Source organism: Aurantimonas marianensis (genome assembly GCF_024195285.1).
GTDB lineage: Bacteria > Pseudomonadota > Alphaproteobacteria > Rhizobiales > Rhizobiaceae > Aurantimonas > Aurantimonas marianensis.
The window spans coordinates 71,446-90,906 of sequence record NZ_JALHBS010000048.1 but is presented as its reverse complement, the minus strand read 5'-3'; the positions used below and the strand labels follow the sequence as shown (position 1 = coordinate 90,906).

Sequence of the window (19,461 nt, the reverse complement as noted above, 5' to 3'; positions counted from 1 at the left end):
GAATTCGCGCAGAGGTCGAATCTTAGGGGCCTCTGGTGAGCATGCGGATGCCGGAGAGGAGGGAGCCGCCGCGGCGCTTTCGGTGGATCGCTCTCATTGAGCGTCATCGTGGCGCGGGCGAATTGGCGATCGCCGACCCAGGCGGTGTGGCCCGCGCGTCGTCGCCGATCCGCCTGAGGATGGCGACAAAGGCGGCGGCCGCCGCGTCGATTTTTCCGCCATTGTCGATGCGATGGATCGCTTCGACCCCGAGGGGCACTTCGAGCAGCGCCGGACGGCCCAGTCGCCGGACTATCTCCTCCGGCGTTTCCCGTCCCCGAGCCGCGATCCGCTCCACGAGCAAGTGGCGCGGGGCGGTGATCTCGATGACGTGAAGGCGGGCGAAATGTTTTGAAGCGTCGCATAAAGCGCCGCGCGAGACGTTGGCGACGACGGTCTCGCCAGCCTCCAGGCGCTTCGAAATCTCCGTCGGCAGGCCGTAGGAGAGGCCGTGCGCCGCCCAGGTCAGGCAAAACGCCCCGGCGGTCTCGGCCGCCGCGAATGCCGCCGGGGTCAGGCTGTCGTGGTCTTCCGCGTCCACGAGCGCGGTGCGGGTGACGACGCGGCGGGGGAAGAAGAAGCCGGTTTCGGGAGCAAGCGTCGCGGCGGCGATCGCCAGCAGCGAATCCTTGCCGGCGCCGCTTGGTCCGACCACCGCGACGAACGATCCACGCGAGCCGGCCCCGAGCTTGTTTCCCCCGTTGCCCGCGTCGGTTTCGACGTCACGCGCCACGATAATACTCCCGGCAGCGCGGGCGGACCATCGGCGGCTCGCCCCGGCGGCGGTCGGCGGGCAGACGATGGGCGTTGCTGATCGCGGCCCCGCGACCCTTGGCGGCGACACACACGGCTAAGCGCTCCTCGACCTTGGGGATGCACCCTCGCCTTTCGGGCGGGCCAGGCGTCACAGCCATCGCGAGAGAACCCGTCTTCGACTTGCCAAAAGAGCATTCAAGCGTGCGGCAACGACGGTTTTGAGGGGCGCACGGAGGAATGGAGGCCTCGGAGGGAATCGAACCCCCGTACAAGGATTTGCAGTCCTCTGCGTAACCACTCCGCCACGAGGCCTCACCGGCGCCGTACCTACGGATTTCGTTGGGTTTCCGCAAGGCCGGAAAATTTCATCCGGAAAATCCGGTCCTCGCGCCGTTTCGACCGAGCGATCGCGGCACAGTGGCGTCGGTGAGCGCGTGATTGCGGATATCTGGCATCCCGCGCCATCTCGGCGCGGGCCGCTGTCGTATCGTCCTTCGGCACCCGTTCCGTTGTCGCTTTCGCCTGAAACCGCCGGCAAAGCGGTGGGCGAGGCGCGTCCCGTCTTGCCAATCGCCGGGAATGAGCGCAGGCCTATTCAAAACAGCGGCCCAACGTCTCGACGTAGAAGACATGATTCGGAACCCATCGCGAGCGCAAGCCGGGCCTGCTATCCTCGCCGCCGACATCAAAATTCGTCCGGCTCGGACGAATGATGTCGATCGGCTGGTCGAAATCGAGGCCTCCGCTTTCGATGTCGATCGCATCTCGCGCCGCTCGTTCCGCAATCTCGTCAGTGCAGACAGCGCCATCGTCCTCATCGCCGAGGAGGGCGGAGGTGATCCTCAAGCTGGCCGGATCGTCGGCTATGCCGCCATCCTGCTGCGTCGCGGCACGGGGCTTGCGCGGCTGTATTCCCTCGCCGTCGCACCGGAATCGTCGGGGTTTGGGATCGGCAGAAGACTACTCGAGGCAGCCGAGTCCGCGGCCTTCGATCGCGACCGCATCGCCCTTCGTCTCGAGGTTCGCGCGGACAATGCCGCGGCGATCGCCCTCTATCAGTCCCGCCATTTTCGCTCGATCGGACGCTATCTCGACTATTATGCCGACCACATGTCGGCGTTGCGCTTTGAAAAGACCTTGCGCGGAGACCAGGCGATCGAGACCGGCATTCCCTACTACGAGCAGACCACGGATTTCACCTGCGGCGCGTGCTGCCTGATGATGGCGATGGCACGCGATGTGCCCGGTTTCGTGCTGGAGCCGGTGGCGGAGATCCGTCTCTGGCGCGAGGCGACGACGATCTTCATGATGTCGGGGCCGGGCGGTTGCGAGCCCTACGGCCTGGCGGTGGCGGCGCATGAAGCCGGGCTGGACGCCGAAATCCATGTCTCGGAACCGGGTGATCTGTTTCTGGAAGGGGTTCGAAGCGCGGAGAAGCAGCGGGTGATGGCGCTGGCCCAGGAAGATTTTCGCCGCCGCGCCGACGCCTATGCGATTGCGGTCACCATTCGCCCCTTCACCCTCGTCGAACTGCGCGCCGCGATCGCCGCGGGCAAGACCGCCGTCGTCCTGATTTCCGGCTATCATATGTTCGACAAGAAGGTGCCGCACTGGGTGCTCGCCCATGGCGATGATGGCCGCCACATCATCATCCACGATCCATGGGTGGCGGACGAGCGTGGCGAATCCGTCGCCGATGCCGCGAGCCTCCCGATTCCCTACGAAACATTTGACCGGATAGCGCGTTTCGGAAAGGTCGGCCTGCGCGCCGCCGTTTTTCTCTCCCGGCGTGTGGCTTAAGAGGTCGTCCGATGTCTCAATGGGTCGTCCTCGTCGGGCGCGCGTCCGATCTCGATAACGGCGCGACGCCGCACAAGATCATGACCAGCCGCGATTATCTTGCGCGATCCGGCCTCTTCCGGGGGCAGCGGCCCAAGGTGATCAACCTGTCGCGATCCTATGCCTATCAAAGCAGGGGCTACTACGCCTCGCTCCTCGCCGAGGCCCGGGGCCACCGCATCATCCCCTCGGTCGAGACGATGATCGACCTGTCGGAAAGGAAGCTTTACGAAAACGCCTTGCCCGAACTCGAGGCGGCGCTGTCGAAGGCGCTCGACAAGGGCGGAGCGCCGGCTTCCCCGATACGCATCTATTTCGGCCATGCCGATGACCCCCGCCTCGATCGGTTCGCCAAGCTGATCTTCGACTGGTTCCGGGCGCCCGCCCTCGAGATCCATCTGGAACCGAAGGCCGCGCCGCCGCGAATTCGCCGCATCGGTTTTGCCTCGATCGGCAAGCTCGACAGCGCCGAGACGGCGCGCCTGCTGACCGCCATGGAGCGATATACCGCGCGCCAATGGCGTGCCGCCAAGGCGAAGACGCCAGCCAAATACGCCTTCGCGACCCTTTATGATCCGAAGGAGGCACTGCCGCCGTCCTCGGTGGCCACATTGCGGCACTGGGCGCGTATTGCCGCACGGCTCGGTGTCGATGTCGAGCCGATCGGTCGCAAGGATCTGCCGCGGCTAGCCAATTTCGACGCCTTGTTCATCCGCGAGACGACCTCGATCTCCAATCATACCTACCGGTTCGCCCGTCGCGCCATGCAGGAGGGCATGCCGGTCATCGACGATCCGATCTCGATGATACGCTGCACGAACAAGGTCTATCTCAACGAGCTGATGGCGGCGAATGGTGTCGCCACGCCGGCGTCGGTGATGATCGGGGGCAAGGAGGACTTCGCCCGGGCGGCGGACGAGCTGAGCTTTCCGATGGTGCTGAAAATCCCCGACGGATCCTTCTCCCGGGGGGTGAAGAAGGTCGATGACGTGGCGGGCCTGGTGACGCTGGCGAACGCCTGGCTGGAGGATAGCGACCTCTTGATCGCCCAGAAGTTCATGCCGACCAGCTTCGACTGGCGGATCGGCGTACTCGGCGGCGAGCCCTTGTTCGCGGTCCAGTACCTGATGGCCAAGAGCCACTGGCAGATCATCAACCACGACAATGGGGGACGACCCCTGGAGGGCGGGTTCAAGGCGTTCTCGCTGGGGGAAACGCCCCCGCATGTGCTGGATGCCGGACTGAGGGCGGCTCGCTGCATCGGCGACGGACTTTACGGTGTCGATCTCAAGGAGACCGACGAGGGCGTTTTCCTGATCGAGGAGAAGGACGAGGTCTGGACCCGGCTTACCCGGTGGTTCATCGATCGGATCGAGCGCTGAAGCATCGTGGATCAGGCTGTCGCGAACGGTCGTGGCGCCTTGCGTGCAACCGGAGCCGCGACTATGGAAACGGGCGGCCGCAAGGCGACGATGCGGCAGGACACGAGGATTTCGGCCATGGATTTCGAGACTGCCCGCACGAAAATGGTGGACAACCAGATCCGCACCACGGACGTGACCCGTCATGACATCCTGCGGGCGTTCCTGCAGGTGCCGCGGGAAGAATTCGTGCCCGCATCGCGCAGGCCGCTGGCCTATATCGACGAGGACCTGTCGATCGGCGACGGCCGCTACATCATGGAAGCCTCGCCTTTCGCCAAGCTCCTGCAACTCGCCGCGGTCACGCCCGACGACGTCGTCCTCGATGTGGGATGCGGCTCCGGCTATTCCTCGGCGATCCTGTCGCATCTCGCCGGCTCCGTGGTGGCCCTGGAAGAGAATGTCGAACTCGCGGCGCTTGCCAGTGAAAATTTGACGCGTCTCGACTACGTCACCTGCGTCGTGGTCGAGGGAAAGCTGGAGGAGGGCTACCCGTCCGAGGCCCCGTACGACGTGATTGTCTTCGAGGGCGCGGTCGAGCGCTTGCCGGAGACCTTCTTCGAGCAGTTGCGCGAAGGCGGGCGCCTCGTGGTTGTGGAGGGCATCGGTAACGCCGCCTCGGCCAAGCTTTATTTCAAGGACGAGAACGGCGTGGTCTCGGATCGGTTCGGCTTCAATTGCAGCGTGAAGCCGCTGCCGGGATTCGAGAAGAGGCGGCAGTTTGTTTTCTGAGCGACCGGTCGTTGCAGATATGTGTCGTTGCCGCGCAATGCATCCCGGGCGCAGCCTTGCCTCTTGATCCAGGGGGCGGAAAACTGATCAGATGGTACCCCTGTGGGACGGACAAGCAGAATGGTCGCTGTGGCGGGATCGCTCCCTTGCGATACGCCTTGTCTGCGGTTTGGAGTCATCGGGTTGCGTAGCAGAATCTGGATTGCCGCCGCTCTTGTCGCCGGTGTAATTTCCTCGACCCCCACTACCGTGGCGGCCGAAACCCTGACCGGAGCATTGGCGAAGGCCTATGCCAACAGTCAGGGGCTGAATGCGGCGCGAGCGCAATTGCGCGCCACTGACGAAAATGTTCCGCAGGCTCGGGCGGGCCTCAGGCCGTTCGTCAGCGGGGTAGGCTCAGCCAACGCGACGCGGAGTCGGACGACCTTCGGGGACGATATCTCGACCCAGACCACGCGGTCGGAGTCGATCGGTTTCGGCATCCAGCTCAACCAGACCCTGTTCGACGGATTTCAGACACCCAACAATGTCGCCGCCGCGCAGGCACAGGTTCGCGCCTCGCGTAAAAACCTCGCCAATACCGAGCAGAACACCCTGTTCGACGCGGCGACGGCCTATATGGATGTCCTGCGCGACCGGCAGATCGCCGCATTGCGCCGCCAGAATCTTGGCTTTCTGCAGGAGCAGGTGCGTGCGTCGCGGGCGCGCTTCGAGGTGGGCGAGGGCACGCGTACCGACGTGGCGCAAGCCGAGTCCCAACAGGCACTCGCCACTGCGCTGCTCAACAGCGCGCTGGCGCAGGTGGCCTCCAGCGAGGCGACCTATCTCGATGTCGTCGGCAGCCCGCCAACCAATCTTCAGCCGGGCCGCACGCCGTCGCGCGCCATCCCGAAGTCGCTCGAAACGGCCTTTGCCATTTCCCAGCGCGAGCATCCGGCGATTCTGGCGACGCTCGCGGCCGTCGACGCGGCGGCCTTTCAGGTCAAGTCCGCCGAAGGGGCACTGCTGCCGACGCTGAATCTGACCGCCCGGGTCGACGATACCTATGCGCTGAGCGAAACCAGTGGCGGCAATCTGCCGGGCGTCAATACCTCGCTCGGCCGGCCGACCGTCAACACGCAGAACGAAATCTCCGCCACTGTCGGCGCGCAACTGACGATTCCGATCTACCAGGGCGGCCGCGCGAGTTCCGTGGTGCGCCAGTCCAAGGAAGTTCTCGGCCCGCGCCGGATCGAGGTCGACGGAACCCGCGATCAGGTAAGGACGGCGGTCGCCAGCGCCTGGGCACAATTGCAGGCGGCACGCGCCAACATCGATGGCTTTCAGGCGCAGGCGCGCGCCGCTCGCCTGGCGCTTGATGGCGTCGTCGAGGAGCGCAATGTCGGGCAGCGGACCACGCTCGACGTGCTCAACGCCCAGGCCGAGGTGATCTCGGCGCAGATCCTGCTCGTCGGATCGCAGCGCGACGCGGTGGTGGCAGGCTATGCCGTGGTCTCGGCCCTCGGCCGGCTGTCGGCTGAGCGGCTGGGGTTGGCCGGCAAGACCTACAAGCCGGAAGATCACTACCAGGAGGTCCACGACAAGTGGTACGGCCTGAGGACGCCCGACGGGCGGTAGGCGCCTGCGGGGGGGGGGGTGCGGCTGGCCCGGCTGCAACGACAGCCTCGCCCAAGAAGCTGGTGATAGTTTCAGCCAAGGAGCTTGCGGGATTCACGCCGGGGTTCTTTCCAATTAGGCTTCGCGCATGATTCGATCGATAGGGTCGGCCCCTGTCGCGGAATTTGCGGGAGCGTCCCATGAGCAATGCCCTTCCGGCCAAAGAGCCGTCGATGGACGAAATCCTGGCGTCGATCAGGCGAATTATCGAGAGCGGCGATGAGACGGTCGTCGCGAAAACGGCGCCTGACCTGGAGCCCTTGCACGGCGAACCGGCGAACACCGCCGGCAACGCCGCGGACCTGGCGGCCGACGCGGTGGTCTGGAGAGGCGACGCGCCATCCCGGTCGGAGCGCGCCAATCCGCCCGGACGTCCCCGACTGGGGATCGTGCCGCCCGTCGAACCGGTGGATGTCGCGGTTGCCGACCTGCCGGACGAGGCTGTCGACGATCGGTTGGGACTTGGCCTGAAGGCTGAGCCAGCCGCCGAGGCGAGCGGTTTGCCGGACGGGCACGCGGTCGGAACGACGCCGGAAGAGGTCGGATTTCGTGATTCCGGCGACGGGTTGCCGCCATCGGCCGCGCGTCTGCGGGCGGTCTCGCCGGCGTCCGTATCCGAGGATAACGAGGGCGAAACCGCGGAATTGTCGCCGGATAGCGCCCGGCTGGTCGGCGGGAGCGATCAGGTCAGCGAGGCCGATGTAGCGGACGCCATCGGCGAATTCGACGAAAACGAGTTCACATGGGAGTTGAACGAGAACGCCAGCCTGATTGCGCCGGAGTCGCCTATGGAAGAACGCCGGGATCCAGCGGATGCGGGTCCGGGTGAGGCGGTATTGCCGCCGGCTGCCGCCGCTAACGCGGTCAAGCAGGATCGGCCGGAAGAGCCGGAGGGAGCGAAGATCGTTCCTGGAAATGCGGCCAGTGCCCCGATCCACGAACTGATCTCACAGGAGGCGAGCAGCCGCGTCGCCGCGTCTTTCGACAATCTTGCGCGCGTCATTCGCGAGGAACATCTGGATTCCATCGACGAGACCGTCGGCGAGATGTTGCGGCCGATGCTGCAGGAATGGCTGGACGACAATCTGCCGAGCCTGGTCGAGAAGCTGGTCCGCGAGGAAATCGAGCGGGTCGCGCGAGGCGGTCGCCGCTGACCGCGCCGAGGAAGGCTGTTTCGCAGGGCTCCGGGCGCCTGTCGCAAGCCGCTCTTCGTTGACAGCCGCGAAACCGAGGCTGTAACCGGTACGCACGCTTCAACGCCTTCGGGCAATGCCCCGTGCCGGGGCCACCGGACATGTCATGATTGAAAAGACTTACGACGCCGCGGCGATCGAGCCGCGCATTGCCGAACGTTGGGAGAAAGCCGACGCCTTTCGGGCCGGGGCGGGGGCGGCCGAAGACTCGGAAGCCTATTCGATCGTGATACCCCCGCCGAACGTGACCGGCTCGCTCCATATGGGGCATGCCCTCAACGACACGCTGCAGGACATCCTGATCCGCTTCGAACGGATGCGGGGCAAGAACGTCCTATGGCAACCGGGTCTCGACCACGCCGGCATCGCCACCCAGATGGTCGTCGAGCGGCAACTGGCCGAACGCGGCGAGCCGGGCCGGCGCGAACTCGGCCGCGAGGCCTTCATCGAGAAGGTCTGGCAATGGAAGGGCGAGTCCGGCGGCGCGATCCTCGGCCAGCTGCGCCGCCTCGGCGCCTCCTGCGACTGGTCCCGCGAGCGCTTCACCATGGACGAGGGGCTGTCGAAGGCGGTTCTTCATGTGTTCGTCGAGCTCTACCGCAAGGGGTTGATCTATAAGGACAAGCGGCTGGTCAACTGGGACCCGAAGCTGCTGACGGCGATTTCCGACCTCGAGGTCGAGCAGAAGGAGGTGGCGGGCCATCTGTGGCATTTCCGCTATCCATTGGCCGACGGCGCGACCTACGAGCACCCTTACAATCTGGACGGGGAGGGCAATCGCGCCGCCTGGAAACCCTCGGACGGCGAACCGGCGGGGTACGAGACGCGCGACCATCTGGTGGTCGCGACGACACGACCCGAGACCATGCTGGGCGATACCGGCGTCGCTGTGCACCCCGACGATCCGCGTTACAAGAGCCTCGTCGGCAAGCATGTCATCCTGCCGCTGGTCGGTCGCCGCATCCCCATCGTCGCCGACGACTATCCGGATCCTGAGGCCGGCACCGGCGCGGTGAAGATGACGCCGGCGCATGATTTCAACGATTTCGAGGTCGGCAAGCGGCACGATCTTCGTCAGGTCAATATTCTGACCGTCGCGGCAGCGGTGACGCTTGGCGAGAACCCGGACTTCCTGGAGGGCATCGACCCGTCGGACGATCTCGATCGCACGATTGCCGAGCTCGATGGCAAGGACCGCTTTGTCGCGCGGGACATGCTCGTGGCGATGATGGAGGAGCGGGGCTTTCTCGACCGTGTCGAGAACCACGCGCATACCGTTCCGCATGGCGACCGTGGCGGGGTGCCGATCGAGCCCTTCCTGACCGACCAATGGTATGTCGACGCCAAGACTCTGGCCGAGCCGGCGATCGCCAGCGTGCGCGAGGGCCGCACCAAATTCGTGCCGAAAAACTGGGAAAAGACCTATTTCGACTGGATGGACAACATCCAGCCCTGGTGCATTTCGCGCCAGCTCTGGTGGGGTCATCAGATCCCGGCGTGGTACGGGCCGGACGGCGAAATCTTTGTCCAAAAGAGCGAGGAGGAAGCGGTCGCCGCCGCGCTCGCCCACTACGTCACGAACGGCACGATCTCCGACGACGAAGCCAAGGCGATGGCGGCTGATCCGGCCCGCCGCGACGGGTTCCTGCATCGTGACGAGGACGTCCTCGACACCTGGTTCTCGTCGGCGCTGTGGCCGTTCTCGACGCTCGGCTGGCCGGACAAGACGCCGGAACTGGCGACCTATTATCCGACCAGTGTGCTGGTCACCGGTTTCGACATCATCTTCTTCTGGGTCGCCCGGATGATGATGATGGGGGTGGAGTTCATGGACGAGGAGCCGTTCCACACGGTTTATGTCCATGCGCTTGTCCGCGACAAGACCGGCGCCAAGATGTCGAAGTCGAAGGGCAACGTCGTCGACCCGCTCGATCTGATCGACGAATACGGCGCCGACGCGCTACGTTTCACGCTGGCGATCATGGCGGCGCAGGGCCGCGACGTGAAGCTCGATCCGCAGCGCATCGCCGGCTACCGCAATTTCGGCACCAAGCTCTGGAACGCTACCCGTTTCGCCGAGATGAACGGCGCGCTCCACGGGGCCGCGCTCAACCCGGCGCCGCTGACGCTGCCGCTGAACCGCTGGATCGCCACCGAACTTGGTCGCACCATCGCCGAGACCGAGGCTGCGATCGGCGCCTATCGCTTCAACGATGCGGCCGCAACGCTCTATCGCTTCGTCTGGAACCTGTTCTGCGATTGGTACGTGGAACTCGCCAAGCCGACTCTCGGCGGCGACGACGAGGCTGCCGCGAACGAAACGCGGATCGTCATGGGGTCGGTGCTCGACCGCATCTATGCGCTGTTGCACCCCTTCATGCCGTTCATGACCGAGGAGCTGTGGGCGACGACGACCGAAAGCCGGCCTTCGCTGTTGTGTCATGCGGCGTGGCCGTCGCTCGATTTCGCCGATCCGGATGCCGCCGACGACATCAACTGGCTGATCGCCGTGGTGTCCGAGATCCGTTCGGTTCGCGCTGAAATGAACGTACCGGCGGGCGCGCAAGCGGCGCTGCTGGCGATCGCGCCCGACGCCGCGACAGCCGCGCGGCTCGACAGGCACAGTACGGCGTTAAAGCGACTGGCCCGGCTTTCATCGATTGAGATCAGCGATGACGCGCCCGACCAGTCGGCCCAGATCATCGCGGGGAGCGCCACCTTCGCCCTGCCGCTGACTGGCATGATCGACATTGCGGCAGAGCGCAGCCGGCTGGAGAAGGCTGAGACCAAGGCGTGGGCGGAGATCGAGCGGATCGATCGCAAACTGTCGAACCAGAAATTCGTGGCGAATGCGCCGGAAGACGTCGTCGAGCAGGAGCGGGAGAAACGCGACGCCTACCGGCTCGAAGTCGAGAAGCTGGCCGCGGGGCTGGAGCGGTTGCGATAGGTCCGCCCGCGGCCGCAGCGTTACGATCACCCGCGAATCACCAGCGAGCTGAAAGATCGCAACCGCTCGCGGCCGCGATGCGTGTCACATCTTCGACACGTTGCCGCCACGATTTCGCGCCGTCCCGGAGGGGATCCGCGAAAAGGACGGCGGTACGTCGGCGCATTGGTTGAGGAAAGAGGAGTTTTTCTGTTTAGAAAACAATTCCTTAAATAATTTCACGCAAGTGGCGATTGATGTTGAGCCGACTGTTGCGCGACTGCCGCAAACGAGCCCCGGTCTCAGCGGGGTCCATTCCGTCGATCAGTTTTCTCGTTTACGTTTGCGTCAACTCCCTGGGCATATGCTGTTTGGATACGGGAGCGTGAAACGGGGGGACCATGACGACATTCCGGAACATGATGGCCTGCGCATCGATCGCCAGCGTGGCGCTGACGACGACGGCGTTCGCCGGCGGCTTTCAGCGCGGGACGGCCGACACCGACATCCTGTATGAGGCGGGTCCGGTGACGATGCGTACAGGCCTGATCTATGTGAACCCCATGCGCGGCTTCGATTCGATCAACGGCCAGAGCGGTGATTTCGGCGATTACGCCCAAGCTTACAATATTCCGACCTATGCGGTCGGCTTCGGCGGCGAAAATTTCGGTTGCGCCGGTACGTACATCGTCTCCTTCGCGGCGGAATCGGACTATACGGGCTCGCCCGGAGGGGCGCTGCCGCCCGGACCGACGGCCGGATCGCGCACGCTCGTCAACGAGTTCGATTCAAACGAGTTCGGCATGACGTGCCGGGCCAGCTACGCCAGCGACATGGGCCGGTTCAGCCTGCTGGGCGGTGTGTTCGCCGAGGACTTCAATTTCACGGGCACAAGCGCCTCCAACACTCCGATCGGGGTATTGGGTGGGCAACCGGTCTTGCTGCCGGTCCAGACCTCCGTTGATACCCGGAGTGATTACGATCTCGGCTATCGCATCGGCGCTGCCTACGAGAAGCCGGAGATTGCGCTGCGCGCCCAGATTCTCTACCGCTCGGAAGTCACGCACGATACGTTCAACGGCACTGGCACGGTGGCCGCGGTGGGCAACGCCTTTGTCGTCGGCGCGGGGGGGCAGCAGGTTGTGATTCCGAACGCGGCGCCGCCTGCCGGCACGACGGTCGCTGGCGGAACGTCGAACTTCAACGAGGTCACGAGCCCGCAGAGCCTCTACATCAACGCGCAAACTGGCATCGCCGAGGGCACGCTGCTGCTCGCGTCCTTCCGCTGGACTGACTGGAGCACCAACAAGTCCGCGATCAGTTCGATTACGACCGCGCGCGGTACCTCTTCGAGCGTCTCTCCCTACAACTGGCGCGACGGCTACACCGCCTCGATTGGTGTCGGCCGCGCCTTTACCGATGAGATCGCCGGCGCGATTTCCGTGGGCTACGACCGGGGCGTGTCCACCGGCTCTGAGACAACCTATACCGACCTGTACACCGTGGCTGGCGGCTTGTCGTTCAAGGCCAATAAGTGGAGCGAAATTCGCGTTGGCGGCCTGGTCGGCTACTGGACCGACGGCTCGCAGTCGATCAGCGACGGGGCTTATTTCAATGCAACGGTGGGCGATGACGTCGTGCTGGCTGGAAATGCTTCGATCAAGTTGAATTTCTGACGCCTGACCGCCGGTCGCCTCCCAAGGGCGCCACGGCAAGTGCGAACGGTAAAAGGCGCGTCCCGATGGGCGCGCCTTTTGGCGTTTGGCGTTCGTCGATGGCCGCGCGAAATCGGCGCTGTGGGATCGCGGCAACACTATTGCAGACGTGCATCGATTATAGTCGCGGCGACACACAATGCCCCGTTGCCGCCACAAAACGCCGTCACCTCCAGGGCGCGGCTCGGGTCCGGTCGCGCGGCGGTTAAAGAGTACGAGGGGACAATGGACGCGCACGCAATCGACAAGAGCAAGCTTCCCAGCCGGCATGTGACGGAGGGGCCGTCGCGGGCGCCGCATCGATCCTATCTTTATGCGATGGGCCTGACGAAGGAGGAAATTCATCAGCCGCTGGTGGGCGTCGCCTCATGCTGGAATGAAGCCGCGCCCTGCAACATCTCGCTGATGCGGCAGGCGCAAGTGGTCAAGAAGGGCGTCACCGCCGCGAAGGGCACACCGCGCGAATTCTGCACGATTACGGTGACCGACGGCATCGCCATGGGCCATCAGGGCATGAAGGCGTCGCTGGTGTCGCGCGACCTGATCGCCGACTCGGTGGAGCTGACCATGCGTGGCCACGCCTATGACGCGCTCGTCGGGCTGGCCGGTTGCGACAAGTCGCTGCCGGGGATGATGATGGCGATGGTGCGCCTGAACGTGCCCTCCGTCTTCATCTATGGTGGCTCCATCCTGCCGGGCAATTTCCGTGGTCAGCAGGTGACGGTGCAGGACATGTTCGAGGCCGTCGGCAAGCATTCCGTCGGCGAAATGTCCGACGCCGACCTCGACGAGATCGAGCAGGTCGCCTGTCCGTCGGCCGGTTCCTGCGGCGCGCAGTTTACCGCCAACACCATGGCGACCGTGGCCGAGGCGATCGGGTTGGCGCTGCCCTACTCCTGCGGCGCCCCGGCGCCGTACGAGATTCGCGACAAGTTCTGCTACGCCTCCGGCGAGATCGTCATGGAGCTCCTCGCCCGCAACATCCGGCCGCGCGACATCGTGACGAGAAAGTCGCTGGAGAACGCCGCGGCGGTGGTCGCGGCCTCGGGCGGCTCCACCAACGCGGCGCTGCACTTGCCGGCGATGGCCCACGAATGCGGCATCGAGTTCGATCTGTTCGACGTCGCCGAGATCTTCAAGAAGACGCCCTATGTGGCGGACCTGAAGCCGGGCGGACGCTATGTCGCCAAGGACATGTTCGAGGCCGGTGGTATTCCGCTGTTGATGAAAACGCTGCTCGAGCATGGCTATCTGCACGGCGATTGTCTGACCGTCACCGGTCGCACCATCGCCGAGAACATGGCGAAGGTCGCCTGGAATCCAAATCAGGATGTCGTGCGCCCGGCCGACCAGCCGATCACGGTGACCGGCGGCGTCGTCGGTCTCAGGGGCAATCTCGCGCCCGATGGCGCGATCGTGAAGGTCGCCGGCATGAAGAACCTGAAGTTCTCCGGTCCGGCTCGCTGCTTCGATTCCGAAGAGGCGGCCTTCGAGGCCGTCTCGAAGCGCCAGTACAAGGAAGGCGAGGTTCTCGTCATCCGCTACGAAGGACCGAAGGGCGGTCCGGGTATGCGGGAGATGCTGTCGACAACGGCAGCCTTGTACGGGCAGGGCATGGGCGACAAGGTCGCGTTGATCACCGACGGGCGGTTTTCCGGCGCGACGCGCGGCTTTTGCGTCGGCCATGTCGGTCCGGAGGCGGCCGTCTGTGGTCCGATCGCGCTCCTGCGGGACGGCGATATCATCACCATCGACGCTGTCGACGGCACACTGGACGTCGGCCTGTCGGATGACGATATGAAACAACGGGCCGAGGGCTGGCAACCACGTGAGACCGATTTTCAGTCCGGCGCCATCTGGAAATATGCGGAACTGGTTGGAACTGCGCGTTATGGCGCGGTGACCCATCCCGGCGGAGCCGCGGAAAAACACTGCTATGCGGACGTCTAGATTGATCCTTTCGGTTGCGCTTGTCGCCACGGCTCTTGTCGCAGGCGGCGGGCGGAGCCTTGCTCTCGATCCGGAGGCGAAGGTCGATCCGGACGCCGGCTCGCTGGAGCTGTTCTCCTTCGGCTTCAAGGCCTATCAGCGCGGTGAGAAACTGGAGGCTTTCGAGGCACTGCGCTTCGCCGCCGACAAGGGACATCCGGGTGCTCGCTGGAAGCTCGGCAAGATGTATGCCGAGGGCGACGGCGTTCCGGAGAATGATTACGAGGCTTACAAGATCTTCGAGCAGATCGTTCGCGAACAGGACGATGATGGCGGGGGATTCCCCAACGCAGCCTATGTCTCGAGCGCTGTGGTGGCGCTGGCCGACTATCTCCGGCGAGGAATTGTCAACAGCCCGGTCGCGGTGGATCTGCCACGCGCCCGCCAGTTCTATTTTCATGCGGCCTCGTTTTTCGGCGACGCCAGGGCGCAGTTCGAACTCGGCCGCATGACGCTTCACGGCGAGGGCGGCAAAGCCAATCCACGGCAGGCGGCGCGCTGGCTGAAGCTGTCGGCCGACAAAGGGCATGTGGGTGCGCAAGCCCTGCTCGGTCATTTGCTCTTCGAGGGCCGAAAGATATCGCTCCCGGCCGCGCCCGTCCGTGGGCTCGCCATGCTGACCATGGCGCTCAGGAAGGCATCGCCGCAGGATCAGGATTGGATCCGCGGGCTTCAGGAAGAGGCGTTCTCGCTGGCATCGGAAGCTGACAGACGAACCGCGCTCGCCTATGCCGAACAGCAGATGGCATCGGCCGCTGACGTCGTCAGCACGAAGAACTGAGCTTTTCCGCCCGGCCGCGGGGGCGCTCGTCCGGTCAAGGCTGATCGGCGAGTTCGACGACGACCGGAACATGATCGGAGGGCTTTTCCCAAGCTCGGACATGCTTGTCGATGCCGACGGAGACGAGCCGCTCCTGTGCCTCCGGCGACAGCAGCAGATGGTCGATGCGGATGCCGTTATTCTTCTGCCAGGCGCCGGCCTGATAATCCCAGAACGTGTAGGTGCCGTCCGCGTCGGTGGAGGCGCGCAGGGCATCGGTCAGGCCCAGATTCATCAGGCGCCGGAAGGCGGCGCGGCTTTCCGGCTGAAACAGCGCGTCGCCGAGCCAATTGTCCGGAAACGCCGCGTCGGCTCGCTGTGGAATCACATTGTAGTCGCCGGCGAGCACCAGCGGCTCCTCGCGCTCCAGCGCGGCCCGTGCGTGGGCGATCAGCCGCTCCATCCAGGCAAGCTTGTAGGCGAATTTCGGCGTGTCGATCGGGTTGCCGTTCGGCAGGTAGAGCGAGGCCACCCGGAGCGGGCCGCTGTCGGTCTCCCAAACGCCTTCGATGTAACGGGCGTGCTCGTCGGTCTCGTCGCCCGGCAGGCCACGATCAACCGCGGTAGGCGCCATCTTCGAGAGCAGGGCGACGCCGTTAAAACCCTTCTGGCCGTGGGTTTCGACGTGGTAGCCGCGCTCCTCGATGGCCTGGCGCGGGAAATTCTCGTCGACGCTTTTTATCTCCTGCAGGCAGGCGATGTCCGGTGAACGCTCGTCGAGCCAGGCGAGGAGGGCGTCGAGGCGGGCCTTGACGCCATTGATGTTCCAGGTGGCGATCAGCATTTCCGGTGGTCAGACGGTGAAGCTGGTGCCGCAGCCGCATGACGCGACCGCGTTGGGGTTACGGATCTGGAAGGACTGGCCCATCAGATCGTCGACGAAATCGACGACCGCGCCTTCCATATAGGCGAGCGAGACCTGATCGATCAGAACGCGCGCGCCGTCCTGCTCCAGAACCAGATCGTCGTCCTCGCGTCCTCTGGTGAGGTCGTATTTGTAGGAAAAGCCGGAACAGCCGCCGCCCTCGACCGAAATGCGCAAGGAGTCGGCCTCGGCGGTCTTCGAGAGGATCGCCGCTATGCGTCGGGTGGCGGCTTCGGAGATGGTGACGGAATGGGTCGCTGTTTCGCTCATCTTGGCGTCCGGCGCGGATCAAACGACCGCACCGCTCCTTGTTCGAGAACTGCCACTTAAGTATGGACCCGGATGAAGCCGGTCAATCGGGACGGATCGTTTCCGCATGGATGAGACAGATTTCGCGCGGATCGGAATGGGTGGCCTGGGGCGCGCCGCCTATGCCGTGCGGCCGGAGCGTACCCGCGGCCGCCTCGTCGTCGAGGCCGCGAGCCCGACGCGCACGCCCTATCAGCGGGATCGCGATCGCATCGTCCACTCCACGGCGTTTCGTCGGCTGAGCCACAAGACGCAGGTTTTTGTCGCCGATGAGGGCGACCATTTCCGCACCCGGCTGACCCATACAATCGAGGTGTCGCAAATCGCACGCGCGTTTGCTCGCGCGCTGCTGCTCGATGAGGACCTGACCGAGGCGATCGCGCTGGTTCACGATTTCGGCCACACGCCATTCGGCCACGCCGGCGAGCGAGCGCTCGATCGCCGGATGCGGGCCTATGGCGGCTTCGACCATAACGCCCAGTCGCTCAGGGTCGTCACCGCGCTCGAACGCCGTTATGCCGAATTCGACGGGCTGAATCTCACTTGGGAAACGTTGGAAGGACTGGTCAAGCACAACGGCCCGCTGATTGGTCCGAATGCTCCCAAGCAAGCCCCTGTGCCGAAGCCGATTGCCGATTTCGACGCGCTGTTTCCGCTCGATCTCGGCGGCTTCGCGAGCCTCGAGGCGCAGGCGGCGGCGATCTCCGACGACATCGCCTATAATACCCACGATCTGGACGATGGGTTGCGGGCCGGCCTCATCGACATTGCCGATCTGGGTGAACTGGATCTGGCGGGATCGATCCTCGACGATGTCCAGGCGGCCTATCCCGGAATCGACCATGGCCGGATGGCGCACGAAATCCTGCGCCGCCATATTACGCGGATGGTCGAGGACGTGATCGGAACCGCGTTCGCCGGCATCGCGGATCTCGCGCCGGCCGATGTCGATGCGGTGCGCGCGGCCGCGCTGCCGCTCGTCACCTTTTCCCCGCTCATGGACCGGGCGGTGAAGCAGACCAGGAAATTTCTGTTTCAGCGCGTCTACCGCAACGATCACGTCATGCGCGTCATGCAGACCGCCGAGGGAATCGTCGAGGACCTCTTCGCGCGTCTGTTCGAACGACCTGACCTGATGCCGGGTGAGTGGAGCCGCGATGCCGACCGACTGCCGGAGGAGAAGCGGGCGCGCCGGGTCGCCGATTATTTGTCCGGGATGACCGACACGTACGCATTGAGTGCGCATCGGCGCCTGTTTGACGCGACGCCGCAATTGCGTTAGCCGGCCATTCCTCTTTACACAGCAGACGGTAAGACGCCCGGGCCGCGAAGGCAGTCACCGGGCGCGCGGCCATTTCGGCCCGCCGGAACCAGTCGAGGCCAGGCATGAATATCTTCGCCGATTTCGAAGATCGGGTGAGAAAAGCGGTGGAAGCGATTCTGAAGGCACGCGAAACCGCGTTGCCCGACCTGTCGCGGGTTGCGGTGGAACCGCCGCGCGACGCGAGCCACGGCGATCTTGCTACCAACGCGGCGATGGTCCTGGCCAAGCCGCTTGGCGTCAAGCCGCGCGAACTCGCGACGGAGATCGCGGCGCGTCTTGCCCGTGACCCGGACGTCGCGACCCCAGAGGTCGCCGGGCCGGGGTTCATCAATCTCAGGCTGGAGCCGGGGTTCTGGACCGGGCACCTGGCGGCCATTCTGAAGGCCGGCGGCGATTACGGGCGGGGACGGCGCACAGGCCATAAGGTCAATGTCGAATATGTCTCGGCCAATCCTACCGGCCCGATGCATGTCGGTCATTGCCGCGGCGCCGTGGTCGGCGACACCATCGCCAACATCATGGCCTTTGCCGGCGACACCGTCACGCGCGAATACTACATCAACGATGCCGGCGAGCAGGTGAACGTGCTCGCTCGTTCGGCGTTTTTGCGCTACCGCGAAGCGCTCGGCGAGACGATCGGCGAGATCCCGGCGGGATTGTATCCTGGCGAGTATCTCACGCCGGTCGGCGAAGCCTTGAAGGCCGAATTCTCGGACCGGTTGTTGGCGATGGACGAGGCCGAGTGGCTGCCGCACGTCCGCGACCGCGCCATCGACGCGATGATGGCGATGATCCGGGACGATCTGAAACTGCTCGGCATCGAACATGAGGAGTTTTTCTCGGAGCGTACCTTGCATGCCGACGAGGGCGGAAAGATCGCCGAGGCGATCGAGGATCTGCGCGGCAAGGGCTACATCTACCAGGGCACCCTGCCGCCGCCCAAGGGGCAGGCGCCGGAGGATTGGGAGGACCGCGAGCAGACCTTGCTTCGCTCCACCGAGGTCGGCGACGACCAGGATCGACCGCTGGTGAAGTCCGACGGCCGCTACACCTATTTCGCCGCCGATGTCGCCTATTTCCGTGAGAAGTTCGAGCGCGGCTTCGAGGAGATGGTCTATATCCTGGGCGCCGATCACGGTGGTTACGTCAAGCGCCTCGAGGCCGTTGCAAAGGCTGTTTCCGGGGGAGCGGCTCAGATCGACGTGGTGTTGTGCCAGCTCGTGAAGCTGTTCCGCGACGGTGAGCCGGTGCGCATGTCGAAGCGCTCGGGTGACTTCGTGACGCTCGCCGAAGTGGTCGAGGAGGTCGGCCGCGACCCGGTGCGTTTCATGATGCTGTTCAGAAAGAGCGACGCGCCGCTCGACTTCGACTTCCAGAAGGTCACCGAGCAGTCCAAGGACAACCCGGTCTTCTACGTGCAGTATGCCCACGCCCGCTCGGCGGCGATCTTTCGCCAGGCGGCGGAGGTCGGCGTACGGCTACCCGATTTTCCGACGCTCGATGCTAGCGTTCTCGCCGGACTTTCGGATGAGGGCGAACTGGCGCTGATTCGCAAACTCGCGGAGTTCCCGCGGCTCGTCAAAGCCGCGGCTGAGGCCAAGGAACCACACCGCCTGGCCTTTTATCTCTACGACCTCGCCTCGGCTTTCCACAGCCAGTACAATCGCGGCAAGGACTTTCCGGCCTTACGCTTTGTTAACTCTGAGAACGGCATGATAACGCAAGCTCGATTGGCGCTGGTCAGGGCTGTAGCGGTTGTTCTCGAAACCGGACTCGGCTTGATTGGTGCCGACGCACCGGAAGAAATGCGCTGATTCATCACGCTTTGGTCAAGTTCCTCTCCTAGCGGTGATGAGAGGGGCTGGCAGCCCCGGGAC

14 protein-coding genes and 1 tRNA gene are annotated in these 19,461 nt (G+C 64.6%); 11 read left to right on the top strand and 4 right to left on the bottom strand.

All coding sequences use genetic code 11. The features are described 5' to 3' along the window. Window positions 1-103 precede the first annotated feature (103 nt). Both phnN and MJ956_RS09250 read right to left on the bottom strand, forming a co-directional pair. Entirely contained in the window at window positions 104-772 is a 669-nt protein-coding gene (gene phnN, locus MJ956_RS09255) for a phosphonate metabolism protein/1,5-bisphosphokinase (PRPP-forming) PhnN (RefSeq protein WP_253964184.1), read from the bottom strand. Between the two features lie 261 nt (window positions 773-1,033). Then, window positions 1,034-1,107, bottom strand: a tRNA-Cys gene (locus MJ956_RS09250). 318 nt (window positions 1,108-1,425) lie between these two features. Here MJ956_RS09250 and MJ956_RS09245 point away from each other — a divergent pair. From MJ956_RS09245 to MJ956_RS09205, 9 genes are all read left to right on the top strand, one after another. Then, window positions 1,426-2,595 (top strand): peptidase C39 family protein, encoded by a 1,170-nt coding sequence (locus tag MJ956_RS09245; protein ID WP_253964183.1) that lies wholly within the window; start codon window positions 1,426-1,428, stop codon window positions 2,593-2,595. Between the two features lie 11 nt (window positions 2,596-2,606). Next, window positions 2,607-4,016: a RimK family protein gene (locus MJ956_RS09240; protein WP_253964182.1), complete on the top strand. Its 1,410-nt coding sequence runs from the start codon at window positions 2,607-2,609 to the stop codon at window positions 4,014-4,016. Window positions 4,017-4,133: 117 nt separating this feature from the next. Next, the gene (locus tag MJ956_RS09235) at window positions 4,134-4,787 is read left to right on the top strand and encodes a protein-L-isoaspartate O-methyltransferase family protein (RefSeq protein WP_253964181.1); all 654 of its coding nucleotides are present in this window, start codon (window positions 4,134-4,136) and stop codon (window positions 4,785-4,787) included. Between the two features lie 162 nt (window positions 4,788-4,949). Next, window positions 4,950-6,404 carry a TolC family outer membrane protein gene (locus MJ956_RS09230; protein ID WP_479768635.1) on the top strand — a complete coding sequence of 485 codons (1,455 nt, stop codon included), beginning with the start codon at window positions 4,950-4,952 and terminating at the stop codon, window positions 6,402-6,404. Between the two features lie 179 nt (window positions 6,405-6,583). Then, window positions 6,584-7,597, top strand: a complete 1,014-nt coding sequence (locus tag MJ956_RS09225; RefSeq protein WP_253964179.1) for a PopZ family protein — start codon at window positions 6,584-6,586, stop codon at window positions 7,595-7,597. 145 nt (window positions 7,598-7,742) lie between these two features. After that, window positions 7,743-10,583, top strand: coding sequence for a valine--tRNA ligase (locus tag MJ956_RS09220; RefSeq protein ID WP_253964178.1), 2,841 nt, complete (start codon window positions 7,743-7,745; stop codon window positions 10,581-10,583). 380 nt (window positions 10,584-10,963) lie between these two features. Then, window positions 10,964-12,238 (top strand): long-chain fatty acid transporter, encoded by a 1,275-nt coding sequence (locus MJ956_RS09215; RefSeq protein ID WP_253964177.1) that lies wholly within the window; start codon window positions 10,964-10,966, stop codon window positions 12,236-12,238. Between the two features lie 264 nt (window positions 12,239-12,502). Then, window positions 12,503-14,227, top strand: a complete 1,725-nt coding sequence (gene ilvD / locus MJ956_RS09210; RefSeq protein ID WP_253964176.1) for a dihydroxy-acid dehydratase — start codon at window positions 12,503-12,505, stop codon at window positions 14,225-14,227. Then, complete coding sequence (locus tag MJ956_RS09205; RefSeq protein ID WP_253964175.1) at window positions 14,214-15,047, top strand: tetratricopeptide repeat protein; 834 nt, start codon at window positions 14,214-14,216, stop codon at window positions 15,045-15,047. The genes ilvD and MJ956_RS09205 overlap by 14 nt, the downstream gene beginning before the upstream one ends. A 34-nt stretch (window positions 15,048-15,081) precedes the next feature. On the opposite strand, the gene xth is transcribed toward MJ956_RS09205, so the two are convergent. Next, the gene (gene xth, locus MJ956_RS09200; protein ID WP_253964174.1) at window positions 15,082-15,870 is read right to left on the bottom strand and encodes an exodeoxyribonuclease III; all 789 of its coding nucleotides are present in this window, start codon (window positions 15,868-15,870) and stop codon (window positions 15,082-15,084) included. A gap of 9 nt (window positions 15,871-15,879) precedes the next feature. Beyond that, window positions 15,880-16,221 (bottom strand): HesB/IscA family protein, encoded by a 342-nt coding sequence (locus tag MJ956_RS09195; RefSeq protein ID WP_253964173.1) that lies wholly within the window; start codon window positions 16,219-16,221, stop codon window positions 15,880-15,882. 106 nt (window positions 16,222-16,327) lie between these two features. Between MJ956_RS09195 and MJ956_RS09190 the strand changes: the two genes are divergently transcribed. Both MJ956_RS09190 and argS read left to right on the top strand, forming a co-directional pair. Next, entirely contained in the window at window positions 16,328-17,542 is a 1,215-nt protein-coding gene (locus MJ956_RS09190) for a deoxyguanosinetriphosphate triphosphohydrolase (protein ID WP_256477800.1), read from the top strand. Window positions 17,543-17,646: 104 nt separating this feature from the next. After that, window positions 17,647-19,398 carry an arginine--tRNA ligase gene (argS, locus tag MJ956_RS09185; RefSeq protein ID WP_253964172.1) on the top strand — a complete coding sequence of 584 codons (1,752 nt, stop codon included), beginning with the start codon at window positions 17,647-17,649 and terminating at the stop codon, window positions 19,396-19,398. Window positions 19,399-19,461: the final 63 nt, after the last annotated feature.